General features: G+C 46.8%; 13 protein-coding genes. 11 read left to right on the top strand and 2 right to left on the bottom strand.

The annotated features are described in order from the left end of the window. Position 1 precedes the first annotated feature (1 nt). Positions 2–934: a DNA-binding protein WhiA gene (gene whiA, locus I2H74_RS14570; RefSeq protein WP_195574827.1), complete on the top strand. Its 933-nt coding sequence runs from the start codon at positions 2–4 to the stop codon at positions 932–934. Positions 935–1079: 145 nt separating this feature from the next. After that, positions 1080–1346, top strand: a complete 267-nt coding sequence (locus I2H74_RS14565) for an HPr family phosphocarrier protein (RefSeq protein WP_195574825.1) — start codon at positions 1080–1082, stop codon at positions 1344–1346. 275 nt (positions 1347–1621) lie between these two features. Here I2H74_RS14565 and I2H74_RS14560 read toward each other — a convergent pair whose 3' ends face one another. After that, complete coding sequence (locus I2H74_RS14560; protein ID WP_195574824.1) at positions 1622–3931, bottom strand: helix-turn-helix domain-containing protein; 2310 nt, start codon at positions 3929–3931, stop codon at positions 1622–1624. Positions 3932–4331: 400 nt separating this feature from the next. Between I2H74_RS14560 and I2H74_RS14555 the strand changes: the two genes are divergently transcribed. The 5 genes from I2H74_RS14555 (at position 4332) to I2H74_RS14535 (ending at position 9982) form a co-directional block, all read left to right on the top strand. Then, a complete protein-coding gene (locus I2H74_RS14555; protein WP_195574822.1) occupies positions 4332–5318 on the top strand; it encodes an ABC transporter permease in 987 nt (328 codons plus the stop codon). 31 nt (positions 5319–5349) lie between these two features. Then, complete coding sequence (locus I2H74_RS14550) at positions 5350–6234, top strand: carbohydrate ABC transporter permease (RefSeq protein WP_195574820.1); 885 nt, start codon at positions 5350–5352, stop codon at positions 6232–6234. A gap of 70 nt (positions 6235–6304) precedes the next feature. Beyond that, positions 6305–7855, top strand: coding sequence for an extracellular solute-binding protein (locus tag I2H74_RS14545; protein WP_195574818.1), 1551 nt, complete (start codon positions 6305–6307; stop codon positions 7853–7855). A gap of 100 nt (positions 7856–7955) precedes the next feature. Then, positions 7956–9236 carry a Gfo/Idh/MocA family oxidoreductase gene (locus I2H74_RS14540; protein WP_195574817.1) on the top strand — a complete coding sequence of 427 codons (1281 nt, stop codon included), beginning with the start codon at positions 7956–7958 and terminating at the stop codon, positions 9234–9236. 176 nt (positions 9237–9412) lie between these two features. Continuing rightward, on the top strand, positions 9413–9982 hold the full coding sequence (locus I2H74_RS14535; protein ID WP_195574815.1) for a superoxide dismutase family protein: 570 nt from the start codon (positions 9413–9415) through the stop codon (positions 9980–9982). A gap of 104 nt (positions 9983–10086) precedes the next feature. Here I2H74_RS14535 and I2H74_RS14530 read toward each other — a convergent pair whose 3' ends face one another. Next, positions 10087–10842: an endonuclease/exonuclease/phosphatase family protein gene (locus I2H74_RS14530; RefSeq protein WP_195574814.1), complete on the bottom strand. Its 756-nt coding sequence runs from the start codon at positions 10840–10842 to the stop codon at positions 10087–10089. 232 nt (positions 10843–11074) lie between these two features. Here I2H74_RS14530 and I2H74_RS14525 point away from each other — a divergent pair, with 232 nt between their 5' ends. The 4 genes from I2H74_RS14525 to I2H74_RS14510 all read left to right on the top strand — a co-directional run bounded on the left by I2H74_RS14525 (position 11075) and on the right by I2H74_RS14510 (position 14896). Beyond that, positions 11075–11833 carry an SIMPL domain-containing protein gene (locus I2H74_RS14525; RefSeq protein ID WP_195574812.1) on the top strand — a complete coding sequence of 253 codons (759 nt, stop codon included), beginning with the start codon at positions 11075–11077 and terminating at the stop codon, positions 11831–11833. Positions 11834–12252: 419 nt separating this feature from the next. After that, on the top strand, positions 12253–13227 hold the full coding sequence (locus tag I2H74_RS14520) for an ABC transporter ATP-binding protein (protein ID WP_324254078.1): 975 nt from the start codon (positions 12253–12255) through the stop codon (positions 13225–13227). Then, positions 13224–14078: an ABC transporter permease gene (locus I2H74_RS14515; protein ID WP_195574810.1), complete on the top strand. Its 855-nt coding sequence runs from the start codon at positions 13224–13226 to the stop codon at positions 14076–14078. Before I2H74_RS14520 ends, I2H74_RS14515 begins: the two co-directional genes overlap by 4 nt. Then, positions 14075–14896: an ABC transporter permease gene (locus tag I2H74_RS14510; RefSeq protein ID WP_195574808.1), complete on the top strand. Its 822-nt coding sequence runs from the start codon at positions 14075–14077 to the stop codon at positions 14894–14896. Before I2H74_RS14515 ends, I2H74_RS14510 begins: the two co-directional genes overlap by 4 nt. Positions 14897–14958: the final 62 nt, after the last annotated feature.

Here is a 14958-nt window from a genome sequence, read left to right as displayed (position 1 = left end):
GATGTCTTTTGCGGCACAAACCAAAAAAGAGTTAACAATGATTGAATCGGATTCGTGCTGTGAAAAGGCGGAGTTGTCAGCGCTGATGCGGATGAACGGATCGGTGCAGCTCTCCTCTAATCGCAAGGTTGTGTTGGATGTCTCGACGGAGAATGCAGCGATTGCGCGCCGCATCTATACGCTCGTGAAGAAGTATTTTCAGGTCCACACGGAGCTGTTGGTACGTAAGAAGATGCGTCTGAAAAAAAATAACGTGTACATCGTCCGCATTCCAGCCGGTGTTCAGGAGATTCTGTCGGATCTTCACATCGTATCCGAAGGCTTCCTGTTCACGGATGGTATAGATCCACGCACAATAGCAAACAATTGCTGTAAGCGTGCATATTTAAGAGGGGCATTCCTTGCTGGAGGCTCAGTGAACAATCCAGAGGGATCTTCTTATCATCTGGAAATTTCCTCGATGTACGAAGAGCATTGCAAAGCGCTTGCTGATCTCGCGAATGAGTTCCACTTGAACGCGCGCTTCATTGAACGCAAAAAAGGCTTTGTCTTCTACATTAAGGAAGGCGAGAAGATCATTGAGTTCTTAAATATCATTGGAGCCCACCAGGCTTTGTTTAAGTTCGAGGATGTGCGCATTATGCGTGACATGCGCAATTCCGTTAATCGAATTGTTAATTGCGAGACCGCTAACTTGAACAAAACAATTGGTGCAGCCGTTAGACAAATTGATAATATTAAGCTGATTCAGAAAGAGATCGGTCTTGATAATCTCCCTGATAAGCTTCGTGAGGTTGCAGAGGTTCGACTTGCGCATCCGGATATCAATTTAAAGGAAGTAGGCGAGCTGCTAAAAGTGAAAGTGAGCAAGTCGGGGGTTAATCATCGCCTTCGCAAGCTTGATGAGATTGCCGAGCGAATTCGGAATCCATAACACTTTTGTTCTAGTTTAATATCCTTTATAATGGTATAATGTGATAAAATGAACTATAATGACGTAAAATTTACTAATGCTTGAATGATGTTTTATAATGAGTATGCTGTGATTATGTAACAAATATATAGGGGGTATGATTTGCATGGCTCAACAACCAGTTGTTGTACGTCTGAAGACAGGACTGCATGCACGTCCGGCGGCACTGTTCGTACAAGAGGCAAATAAATATTCTTCGGATATCTTCGTGGAGAAGGAAGACAAAAAGGTTAATGCGAAGAGCATTATGGGAATTATGAGTCTCGCAATCAGCTCGGGCACGTCTATTACCATTACGGCAGATGGCGCGGATGCAGATCAGGCTGTAAGCGCTTTAGTAACGCTCGTAAGCAAGGAAGAATTGGAGAACTAATCAACCGAGTTTGATTAGGGAGGACGTCCTGCCATCCAACATGAAGATGGGAGAAGAACAAGTTCTTGTTCTTTTCAACAATATAAGCTTGAACGATTGAGTTAAAGGACATAGAAGAGCCGCACTCCTTATGGAGGCGGCTCTTTTGTATGGGAAGCTAGGTTTAACAATAATTGCTTTAACTCCGTTTTCTTTAGAAATGCTTGCTTAAGTCAGATACGACACACTACAAGTAATAATAAATATAAGAGTTGAACGAATCAGAGAGTGTCTGTCTATTTAGCAACGCCCTGCTGGCGATACTGTCCGGGTGTTACGCCTTCAAGCTTCTTAAACATACGATTAAAGTATGAAGGTTGGTAGCCAGCAGCCTCGGCGATCTCATTAATCCGAAGGTCAGTTGTCAGCAGCAGCTCTTTACAGCGGTTCATGCGAACGGTAGTCAAGTAATCGATATAATTCGTACCGGTCATCTGCTTGAACGCCTTGCTTAGCTGAGATACGCTAACGCCAGCCTCCATAGCGATTGTATCGAGTGAAAGGTCCTGCATGCCGATTTGCTCCAATACGCTCTCAACGAGGGATTTCATGGAACTGTTGAAATTTTTCGTCAGATGATCGAGATACGGAGTGATGATTTCATGTTCGAACCAGCTTATACAGGCCTTCGGATCGCGAAGCAGAGACAGCTGCTCTTGAAGATTCGAAAAGTCATATACCTGATAAGGGTTCAAGCCTGCTTGCAGCATCGAGCGGTGCACACTTGTGATCAGACGCATTAATCCGTGATGGACATGCCATTCGGAACCTCCTCCTGCTTGAAGGGCAGTAACGAAGCGGCTTAACGAGCGCATTGCGTCCTCATGCAGGCCGAGATTAAGCGTATGGATGAAGTCTTGTTCAAGCTCCAGCGGGAAGTCGACCCAATCATTTTTCTGAGAGAGCACGGTGTCTGCTTCAAGCAGCTGGCTGCCTGCATCGAATGATCGGTATTGCAGGGCTCTCTTCGCCTGCTCAAGAAGGTGCGGAACGTCGGTCCACTTTGAGCTTGGCCCCCCTAATACAATGGTAGCTGTCATACGCAGTGTATCCCGAAGTGCGCGCATAATCTGATCGCAGAACGTCCTCATCAAGCTGGACTGCTCTTCCTCCGATCCAGCTGCAGGAGCGATTAAGATCACCCCGAAGGACCCATCAAAGAAGTTAATCGGATGCACATAAGCGTGCAAGTCCTCTGCGAGTTCCTGGATGACATTAAGCGCTGCATAGGTTAGTAGGTGCTGATCATTCTCAGTTAAAGGCTCGCGAGCCTCCCCATGCGTATGCTGCTGCAGGACGATCGCAGCAAACTGCTTATCGGTAATATCGAGCTCCATGTCCTGAAGCTTGATCACGTATTCCGATTCCGTAAGATGGGCAGCCTGTCCGTTTAGGAATTGATTCATGTATGCTTCCCTAATCGCTGGCAGGGACTGCTTCCATTGGCTTTGAAGCGTAGAATGAGAGAATCGGTACTGCTTCCATTCGTTTTCAATATAATCGAGTTCATTGTACACCGCGCCGCGCTTCGTCTGGTCACTGCCAATCATGTTCAGCATCTTGCGAATCGGACGATACATGCTCTTGGAGGCGTACCAGCTGACGCCAAGAGAGGCCACAAGCGCAAATGCAAAGCAGATAAGAATGATATGGGTATATGGCTTTGTTGGCGCAATGATCATCGATTGCGGTGTGCCGGACACATAGGTCCATTGGCTTTGCATCTTCTCAAAAGTGACGGTGTTAACCAGGAGCACATCCTGACCAATGGGGATCTTCATGCGCGAATGATTCATCGTCTGTTCATCGCTTTGAAGCTTCAACTGCTCGCGTATGGCAGTCATCGCCTCTGGCATCATGCTGCTTAATCCAGACTCCCCGATTACATGTCCGTCGCCATCCAGTAGAAAGGACACATTCTCCGCATTGCGGATAACGTGCAGCTTCGATGGATCGATATAAATGACAATGGCGCCATAAGGCGTATGGCCATTGAAGGGCAGTCTCATGACGAGCGCGTGCGAGGATCCGCCTTTATTAAATGGACGCTCTAAATCATGGACCCAGAACATATCCATATCCCCGTCCATCAGCTTTTTGAAGCTAGCGGCATCCTGCTCCCCATCCAATGTGCGCAGACCAAGATCAGGCTCCATAATTTTGTTTTGTTTTTTAATATAGAGATATACCTGGTCCACTAAGGGATCCGCATTCTCCACCAAGTTCAACGTGTTGAACAGTTCATTCGTCTCCTCGATGTTCGAGGTGAAGTCCATATCGGATAAGGATGGCTTGAAATGGGGCTTCACCACCATGTTCAGCGCATAGTGAACCAGTTGTGTGAATTGTTCGTCCACTTGTCTTGCAGCATCTACCAAGGCCTCCTCGTTCCGCTGCTGATATTGATTAATCATATGTTGATTTCCTACATAAAGGTACACGGCTGTAATGACAGAGATGGGCAGGCAGGTTAGCAGCACAGCAAGAACAATACTTCTCCAATACATAATCCCTTTGAAACCGGATACAGAATTCCTTGGTCGCATTACGTTAACCCCCTGGTTGATGTAAACGAATGAGAGGCCTGGTCATGGTGGAATGGGAACTTCTTCATGTTTATTTCTATCATATCGAATGAAGGAGTTAGTGAAAAGGCTGTTTATGATTATGGCTGATGCTTTTATAGGGATAAAACAGGCGTAATCGTGGGGAGTTGCACTCGGAAAAAAAGTGCAATTGAAGGAAATGGAAAAGGCGAAAAGCCTTATAGATCAAGCACTTGGTGAGCAATGATGAGCTTTGATGCTGGAAATGAGAATGGAGAGGGGCCAGCGGAAAAAAAGTAAAATTGCAGGCAATGTTGAAAGCGAATACATTAGGAATACATTCCAAATTCCGTGAACGGTATATCGAATGAGATGACAAGCTGAAAGTGAGGGAATATCGATGAAAGTACAAGAGACCGTTCAGTCTGCAAGAGGAACGACGGACACTCCCATCCTTAAGCAATCAAAGCCTAAGACGAAGTGGGGGCGATTATGGTCTGATGTATCGCGTGACAAGTATTTGTATGTGCTTGCCTTGCCAGGCCTTTTATTTTTTATCATTTTCAAATACATTCCAATTACGAATCTGGTCATTGCCTTTCAAGAGTACTCGCCGTACTTTGGCGTATTCGGAAGCCCTTGGGTAGGGTTTGAGCACTTTATGCGATTTTTCTCTAACAATGATTTTTGGATGCTGCTGCGCAACACATTGGCGATCAGCTTCCTGAGCTTGATCTTCTTTTTCCCAGCACCAATCATCTTGTCCTTAATGCTTAATGAAGTACGAAGCTCCCTATATAAACGAACCATTCAATCGTTGGTGTATATTCCGCACTTTTTATCTTGGGTGTTGATCTACGGTTTGACCTACCTCATGTTCTCGCAATCCGAGGGCTTGTTCAATAAATGGCTGGTCTCGATGAACTGGGAGACGATTGATATCCTCTCCAATCCCAATTACTTCTGGGGCATGTTAACAGCCCAATCGATCTGGAAGGAAGTTGGCTGGGGAACAATTATCTTCCTTGCGGCTATTGCAGGGGTGGATCCTCAGCTTTATGAAGCTGCCGTTATGGACGGCGCAGGCCGCATGAGACGGATGTGGCATGTGACGCTGCCTGCGATGCGCAACGTTATTATGATCCTTTTGATTCTTCGATTGGGTACGATCCTGGATACCGGATTCGAACAGATCTATCTGATGATGAATGCAGCCGTTACAAATGTGGCGGAGGTCTTCGATACATACGTATATCGGGTAGGTATTCGACAAGGGGAGTTTAGCTACAGTACCGCGATAGGCTTATTCAAATCGATTGTTGGCGTTATCATGGTCGTCACGGCTAACAAATTGGCACGAAAATATGGAGAAGAAAGCTTGTACTAACGATGGACGAACCAGATAGGAGGAAGTCAGCATGCATGAGAAAGGATGGAAAAACGGACTGTTCAGCCTTCTGAATAACGGATTGCTGTTGCTTGTAGGCTTGGCCACCGTATTTCCCATTTACTATACCGTTATTCTATCGTTCACTGACCCAGTGGAGTATTATCAGCGCAGTCTGATTCTGTGGCCTAGAGAATGGACGCTGGATGCCTATAAGCATCTGCTGTCTAACGGACTATTCGTTAGCTCCATCTCGGTCAGTATCTTTCTTGCAACAGTAGGGACGCTGCTGAGCCTGCTTGTCACAGGCGGCATGGCTTATGCGGTATCAAGGAAGCGTCTTCGCTTCCGCAAGGTGATGATGATTATGGTGTTAATCACCTTCCTATTCACGCCAGGATTGGTTCCACTGTATCTTGTTGTTCGAAATCTGGGACTCATTGATAGCGTATGGTCGCTCATTCTGCCTAGCTTAACGAGCGCTTGGTATGTCCTCTTGATGAAAGGATTCTTCGATTCCATTCCAGACAGTCTGGAAGAAGCAGCGATGATTGATGGTTGCAATGATATCGGGGTATTCTGGCGAATCATACTGCCATTGTCCCTGCCGGCTCTTGTCGCCTTCGGCTTGTTCTTTGCAGTCGGCTATTGGAATACGTACTTCAATGCGCTCATGTTCATTAATGATCAGAAGATGTGGCCGCTTCAAGTGCTGCTGCAAAATATGCTCGTCGATCCAACGACGATGGGATCAGGCAATGGGGGAGGCTTCTCCTTCCAGGTAAACCGCCAGGTTCCAACCGAGACGCTCAAGATGGCTGCGGTCGTGATCGCGACCGTTCCGATTATGCTGGTGTATCCATTCCTGCAGAAGCACTTCGCCAAGGGCGCGATGGTTGGCTCTGTAAAGGGATGATCCGATATACATTTTATGTCGTCCATCATGTTCAGTCAGGTGCGATCATCAAAAATGGGAGGGTCAATACATGAAGAACACAGAACGCAAGTCTGGAAAGTCGCTTTTGAAAATGACACTGCTCTTGCTCCTAACGAGCTCGCTCTTGCTCAGCGCATGCGGTGGCAGCTCTGGAAGTGATTCGAAGGGCAAAGACGGTGGAACGGACAGCAATGAGCCTACAAGCATTACGATTCAGACCTTGAACTATGCGACAGAATTCATTGATAACACCAATGCACTCTGGAAAGAGCTTGAGAAGCGCACCAATACGAAGCTGAACATTACGTGGCTGTCTCCGTCAACAGCGGAAGAGAAGATCAACGTCATGCTTGCTTCTGGTGACCTGCCTGAGGTGACCTTCGTTGAGTCGATGCAGAATCCGCAGCTTCAGAAGATGCTGAAGCAGGGAGTATTCTGGGATCTGACGCCATTTCTTAAGGATTATCCGAATCTGAATCGTGAAGAGTTAAAAGAGATGTGGGAGATCACGAAGGTCGATGGTAAAAATATTGTGATCCCGCGTTATTATCCAAGCTATGGCGGCGGAGTATTCCCAATGGTGCGCAAGGACTGGCTCGATGCGCTTAAGCTGGAAACGCCAAAGACGCTTGATGAATTCTACAATGTGCTGAAAGCCTTCAAGGAGAAGGACCCTAATGGTAATGGTCAGGCTGACGAGATCCCATATGCGGCAAACCCGGGTGCGCTCGCTTATATTTATAACATTTTCAATGAAACGCAAGGCTCTTGGAAGCTGCAATCGGATAACACTTTGTCTCCGATCATCACTTCTGATGAGTCAAAAGAAGCGATGCTTTGGATTAAAAAAGCATATGATGAAGGCTTATTCCCTAAAGACTTCGCCATCATGAAATTCTCGCAGGTTATGGATACGATGCGAAGCGGCAAAGCAGGAATAGGCGGCATGTCCATGAACCATGCATGGGTAACAGGCAAGTCGGTGCGCGATGTTGATCCGAAGGCGGATCTGATGCCGCTTGCTTACTTGGAAAATGCCAACGGAGCGAAGTATACGCCGTCTGGTTCACCTTACTATGGTGTGTATCTGATTCCTAAGAAGGTATCTGAGGAAAAAGTTAAGAAGATCCTCGAGTTCTTTGACTATGGCTACAGCAAGGAAGGCAATGAGATGCTGACCTACGGACTTGAGGGCGTGCACTACAAGGTGGAGAACGGCAAAAAGGTAGCTACACCGCAAGCAGCCATTGATAAGACAGGCGACGGCAATTTGAACAATATGATTCACCTCGTCAGCGATGATATGGCGATTAGCGCAGTGGGCATGCCGGACGAGGTATATCAACGCAATGTGGAAATCGTAAATGAGCGCAAGACGGTAAAGGTACCGAATCCTTCTGCCGAATTGTACTCGGAGGCGTATAACAAGTACTATCCTGAACTTTCCAAGAAAGTAGAGGATATGCGTGTTATGGTCATCACTGGCAAAGAAACGATTGAATCATACGATAAATTGATCGAATCAATCAAAAATGATCCGAAAATGAAGGAAATCACAGATGAGATGTCGAAGGCATATCAGGAGAAGTATGTGAAATAGATGAGGTTGAGGATGCAAGGTCAGGTGCGTGTCGGGGAGGGCACGCACCACTCTTGTATCTAGCACCCGACGACATTTAGATTGAGAGGGAGAGATGAGCATGAAACCGGTAACTGCGATTGTCATCGGAGCGGGAGATCGTGGAGAGCGTGCCTATGCGCCATATGCGCTGAATCACCAATCTGAGCTAGTCATTGTAGGTGTAGCGGAGCCTATTCAGGAACGCCGTGAGCGTTTTGCGAAGACTCATGGTTTGACGCTGGAACAGCAATACGAAACATGGGAAACCATTCTGCAGCAGGAGCGCTTGGCCGATGTTGCCATCATCTGCACGATGGACCGGATGCATCTTGAGCCGACTTTAAAGGCACTTGAGCTGGGTTATCATGTTCTGCTCGAGAAGCCGATGTCACCCGATCCTCAGGAGTGCGTAGAGATGGAGATGGCGGCGAAGGAGCACCAGCGGCTGCTTACCATATGCCACGTCCTTCGTTATACGACTTTTTGGCAAGCGATTAAGAATGAGATTCAAAATGGTGCGATAGGCGAGGTTGTATCCATTCAGTTGAACGAAAATGTAGGAAATATGCACATGTCCCACAGCTTTGTGCGCGGCAATTGGCGGAACAGCCATGAATCGAGTCCGATGATCCTTCAGAAATCATGCCATGACATGGATATTCTCGCTTATCTAATGGACGAGCCGTGCGAGCGCGTAAGCTCTTTTGGTTCTTTGATGCACTTTAATCAGGCGAATAAACCGGAAGGGGCACCGGCTTATTGTATTCAAGGCTGCCCTGCCGAGAAGAACTGTCAATATCATGCGGTTCATTACTATTTAAGCGAGGAAGGCAGAGGCTGGGCTAAAAAGTTCGTCGACCAAGGCACGGATGAGGAGATCCTTGCTGCCTTGACAGATGGCCCATATGGCCGCTGTGTGTACCAGACGGACAATAATGTGGTTGATCATCAGGTAGTCAATATGGAGTTCAAGAGCGGGGCAACTGCAATGTTCAGCATGTGCGGCTTTACGCATGACAATACGCGTATTGTCCAGATCATGGGCACGAAGGGAGATATCCGAGGGGATATGATGGATTATTCCTTTGTCGTGAACGACTTTGTAACGAAAGAATCCCGGGAGGTGAAGCTTGAGGAGACGGCCTCTGGACATGGCGGCGGCGATTTCGGTATTGTAGCCTCCTTCATAGATGCGGTGCGTCGCTTCGGCGAGGGTGGGTCAGAGAGCTTGTCTTCTGCTTCTGTATCCGTGCGCAGCCATCTGATGGCCTTCGCTGCTGAGCACTCACGTCTTCGTGGCGGAGCTCCTGTTGAGATCCAGGCTTATTATGATCAGTTTGCAGCTCAGCCGCAGCGTTAAACTTGAGCAAGGCTATAGATAAATTGAAGTGAATGTAGATGAATAATTGACACTTATGTTGTAACTTTACTTATGAATTAACGGCCACAATGCGGTCAATCTTGCGCATTGTGGTTTTTTACATCCTTAATCTGGCAATAATGATGAGCAGCAATAGAAAAATGCAGGAGGTTACTATGAATCGAAAAAATATCGTTTCCGTCTTGTTTGCCGTGCTGCTCATTATTCTGGTTGGCTGTGAGGATAAAGATCTGCCCGTTACAGGGGCGATGAGTGAAGAATCGCCTGCTGTGAAGGTAGAGCCGATTACAACAGATATTATCGATGGACAAGGCGGTAAAATGGGGACAGCTACCTTTACCCAGCTGGCCAAAGGAGTGCAAGTGGACGTCAAGGTGTCTGGCTTGAAGCCAGGAATGCATGGCATTCATATCCATGAGACAGGCAAATGCGAGAAGCCAGACTTCAAATCGGCAGGGTCGCACTTTAATCCAACGATGAAGGAGCATGGCTATGACAATCCAAACGGCGAGCATGCCGGCGATCTAGCGAATCTTGTAGCAGGTCCGAATGGAACAGCGGAAGTTCAGTTTGTGGTGACTACCGTAACGCTCAACAAAGGAGTGCCTCATTCACTGTTGAAAGAGGGAGGCACATCTCTCGTGATTCACGCTGAAGCAGACGATATGCATACCAATCCTGCAGGCAATTCCGGGGATCGGATCGGCTGTGCGGTGATCAAGTAATCGGTAGTGCCGCTCAAACAGGAATAACCCCCATTCCTTACTTGGAAGGGGGTTGTTTTATTGCTGAATTATTTTTAGAAACAAACATCCTTAAAAAATCATGATTACGCATCTGTGTTCTTTCCTTGTACAGGAACAGCAATGGTTGCGATAATCGGATAGTGATCAGATGCGATTGAGTGCACGATAGAACCTTTATCACGATACTGAACCTGCTCATTGATAAAGATATAGTCGATCGTTTCATTGGCATCGCCTGCAGGGAAGGTATGTGCATGGAACTCATCCTGAAACGCGCTCTGATAAACAGCATTCATAACCGCTACTTCAGGATCTTCAGGCTGCGCATTGAAGTCGCCAGCAATGATGCAAGGGCCTGGCTGCTGTCTAGTGAAGTCGAGCACTTCCTTCACTTGCGAAAGCCTTTCTTGCTCCTCTAAGCCTAGATGAGTGCAGTGAAAATAAAGTTCTGTTCCTTGAACGTCAATCATTGCAGACAGAAGGCCTCGCTGTTCGATGATATCGCTGCTAAGCGGGTGATGGATATGTGAAACAATCTTATGCTTGCTTAAGATCGCAATCCCGTATTCACGCTGCTCCTTGTGCCCTTGTTCAGGCGGTTCAATAACGTTTGCTCCATAGCACCAGTGCATGCCAAGCTCTTTACCGAGCAATGCGATGCTATCTTCATAATGGCTGCGATCAGAGTAATAGCGGTCGACTTCTTGCAGACCGATGAGTTCTGCATCGGAGTTTTGAATGACCTTAGCGATCCGTTGAATGTCGTACATGCCATCCATTCCCTCGCCATGATGGATGTTATAGGACATGACTTTCAGCGACAGATGTGACATAGACATCTTCTCACTCCCATTCATGTGAAATATGTTTCTAGAGCGTTTCGGCTACCTATTAAAAGTATGTAGGAACGTTTCTTCTATTACAATAGGGAGGATGGGAAGTTGTCTATGATCTACTCTTTAAATGCTGGAAAAGATTAAAAAACTGTAACCAAATTCTAGCAACATATTCAAAACCAGTCTCGTTTAAATAGACAAGATGGAATTTCAAAATATTGGAGGGGTTAAGGTCATGAAGAATTGGGTAAAAGTTACGAGCGTATTGATGGTAAGCGGAGCTTTATTTTTTGGTTCATTAGGGGTGTTTAACGGCAACCCGACACCAGTAGTAAAGGCGGCGGCAGATCAAGTGAAGAGAGATTACGTATCCGTGAGTGGGTCTGGAAACATTGAAGTGGACCCGGACATTGCTTATGTATCATTAGGGGTACTTACGCGTGCTCAAACAGCAACAGAAGCGCAGTCTCAAAATGCAGCCAAATTTGAAAAGGTGAAGAAAGTATTGACTGAGACTTACAAGATCGCGGAGAAGGATATCAAGACCGTGGATTTCTCTGTACAGCCTCAATATCAATATAAAGAGAATACAGAGCCAAAGATTGTAGCCTACGAGGCCAATCATATGGTCGTTGTCAATGTTCGCGACCTGACAAAGGTAGGCAAGCTGGTTGATGAAGCGTCCAAGGCAGGAGCCAACCGCATTAACGATATTCGATTCGATGTAGAGAACAAGGAGAACTCCGAGGCTCAAGCGCTTGAGAAGGCTGTAGCGAATGCACGCAAGAAGGCAGAAGCGATCGCAAAAGCATCCGGCCGCCAACTTGGTGCCGTTATATCCGTCACGGAGGGTGCTTCCAGCTACAATCCGGTATATGTTAATGAAAGCCTGCAAAAGATGGCCACAATGGATTCGGCAAGCAACGCGTCTGCTCCACAGGCAGGTCAAGTAAAGCTTACAGAACAGGTTCAAGTGGAGTTTGAATTGAAGTAACCGTTTCTTAAACAAAATTCCCTGATATAAGCAGAAGGTCCTCGAAATGTCAACAGCGAGGACCTTTTATTTTGGTTATTTTTGCGTTATTATAGTGGTTAATGGACATTTTTCGAGTGTTATACGTTTTTTTCGTGAAAATTCATGTATGGAACTGTCGAAATTACGTAAAAATAGTTGTAACACTAACCAAAACAAGGTATAGTGAAAATGCAAAATTATGACTCGTTTGCTGATGGGAGCCATTCCAGTGGATATGGCTTTTTTTAACGGTATCAGAAAGTATTAGGTTCGTGGAATACTCCATGATTCGTACATCATCTAACCTCTATGAGGGTCGCGATTATTGAACGACTTCTGTAGGGGTTAATCTTATTATAAGACTTATGACGTTATCCACGGATGACGGGAAGGGGTTGATGGTTATGATTCGTCTGGAAAATGTGGAAAAGCATTTTGCCGGGCACCCCGTAGTGCATCCCTTGTCTCTGACGATTGAGGAAGGGGAATTCCTGACGCTGCTCGGTCCGAGTGGTTGCGGAAAGACAACGATTCTGCGCATGATCGCAGGCTTTGAGCACCCGACTAGCGGTGTCATCTCACTAGATAATGAAGAGGTTACCAATCTTCCGCCAAACAAGCGAGATTTGAATCTCGTATTTCAACACTATGCACTGTTTCCGCATATGACCGTGGAGCAGAACATTCAATTTGGCCTTAAAATGAAAAAGATTCCGGCAAAGGAGCAGCGTGAACGCATTGATGAAGCGGTTCGCCTTACACAGCTCTCCGCTTTGACGGAGCGTTATCCGCATCAGCTCTCAGGAGGCCAGCAGCAGCGCGTAGCTATTGCCCGCGCTATTGCGAATAAGCCGAAGGTGCTGTTACTCGATGAGCCGCTTGGCGCACTTGATCTTCAGCTTCGCAAAAATCTGCAAACGGAATTGAAGCAGCTTCAGCGGAGCCTAGGTATCACGTTTGTCTACGTGACACATGATCAAGAAGAAGCGATGATGATGTCTGATCGCATCGTCATTATGAACACTGGACGTATCGAGCAAATCGGTACGCCAAAAGAAATATATGAACGCCCGGAGACGTTGTTTGCTGCAACGTTCGTCGGCGAGAATAACATTTTCCATACGGAAAACCGGCTGTATGCCGTTCGTCCAGAGAAAGTTCGGGTAAGCGAGGAGATCACAGCCGAGCACCAAGCGGGTATTATTCATGATATTGTTTATTTGGGTAACATCCATAAGTTGGTCATCCAGCTTGAGCAGGAACAATCGTTGGTAACGAGCGTTCTAGACTTCACCGACAAGCGAACTTGGGAGATTGGACAGTCTGTAGGGGTGTATTGGGCCACTCAAGATGAGGTGACAGTCGGACGATGAACAAACGTTGGTTTGGCATTCTGTCTCCTGTCGTCCTGTGGTTAAGCTTCTTCATGCTGGTACCGATGCTTGCGGTTGTTGTTGTGTCTTTTTTACAAAGGGATACCGTCGGCAATTTGGTATGGACCTTTAACTTAAACAATTACAGTCGGTTCTTTGACCCTTTGTATCTCGGAATCTACTGGGATACGATCTGGCTCTCGGTGCTAACGACTGCATTGTGTTTATTGCTAAGCTATCCGCTTGCTTATTACATTGCGACCGCTGGACCTAAGATGCAGAAATGGATGCTGATTGGGGTCACGGTTCCGTTTTGGATCAACTTTTTGATTCGTACGTATGCATGGGTGCTGATCTTGAGAACACAAGGCCTTGTCAATATGGGACTTGAGAATCTCGGTCTTATCAGCGAGCCGCTTCAACTGTTATATACAAAGGGTGCCGTGCTGCTCGGAATGGTCTATACCTTTATTCCTTACATGGTACTTCCGATATATGTCTCTTTGGAGCAAATGGACAAGCGCTTATTGGAAGCCGCTAGCGACCTTGGCGCGTCCCGCTGGAGCTCATTCTGGCGCATCACGCTGCCGCAAACGAAGTCAGGAATTATGACAGGCGGCGTACTCGTCTTCGTAACCACAACAGGGATGTTCGTTGTTACCGATATTCTCGGCGGTGCGAAGTCGCAGATGCTCTCTAACATTATTCAGAACCAATTCCTAAGCGCTAGAGATTGGCCGTTCGGAGCGGCGTTATCCGTGATCTTTATGATCAGCTCGCTCATTATCATAGGACTCTTTAACCGGGCTATGCGCTCGAAATACGAGTCTGCGAAGGAGGCGAGAGCATGAAAAGCAAAGCGTTGAACCGTAAGAGCCCCTTGCTCTCGATCCATTCGTTCTTGATGATGGCGTTTATCTATATTCCGGTGATTGTGATCATTGTCTATTCCTTCAATGACTCGCGACTCAGCATGAACTGGGAAGGCTTTACCTTTGATTGGTACTTGTCTTTGCTTGATAACCGCAATGTTATGGAAGCGTTGAAGAACAGCTTGATTATCGCTGTGACCTCAACGATTATCTCTACCGTCCTTGGGACGATGGCGGCTATCGCCATGCGCAAGCTGGTGAGCAAGAGTAAGAGCGCAATCGCAGGTCTCCTATATATGCCGATCGTTGTACCGGATATTATCATGGGTTTGTCTTTGCTTGTGCTGTTCAGCCAGCTAGGGTTCACATTAGGGAAAATGACCGTTATGATCGCGCATATTACATTTAGCATCTCTTATGTCTATGCGATCGTATCCTCGCGAATGGCGAATATGGGGAATCAATTAGAGGATGCGGCAAGCGACTTGGGCGCTACGCCTTGGCAGACCTTCCGATATGTCGTGCTGCCATCCATCTGGCCAGGTGTCATCGCTGGAGCGCTGATTGCCTTCACGCTGTCTATTGACGACTTCCTAATAAGCTTCTTCGTGGCAGGTCCGAATTCCTCCACGCTGCCGATTTATATTTACAGCTCGGTGAAGCGAGGCATTTCGCCTGAGATCAATGCGTTGTGTACGATTATGATCTTCGTAAGCGTGGCGCTTATCATCTTGGCGCAGTGGCTGCTAAACCGCGGCAATCGCGAAGAGAAGAAGACGTCGATGCTGCCGTTTTAAACCAATTCGCCTGTTAAAGGCTTATTCTATATTCATATTTGATGCACAGAGAGGGGTAATAA

This window comes from Paenibacillus sp. 1001270B_150601_E10, assembly GCF_015558675.1.
In the GTDB taxonomy this organism is placed as follows: domain Bacteria; phylum Bacillota; class Bacilli; order Paenibacillales; family Paenibacillaceae; genus Paenibacillus_B.
The sequence above is the reverse complement of the archived record's forward strand: the minus strand, read 5'-3'. Positions and strand labels throughout refer to the sequence as shown.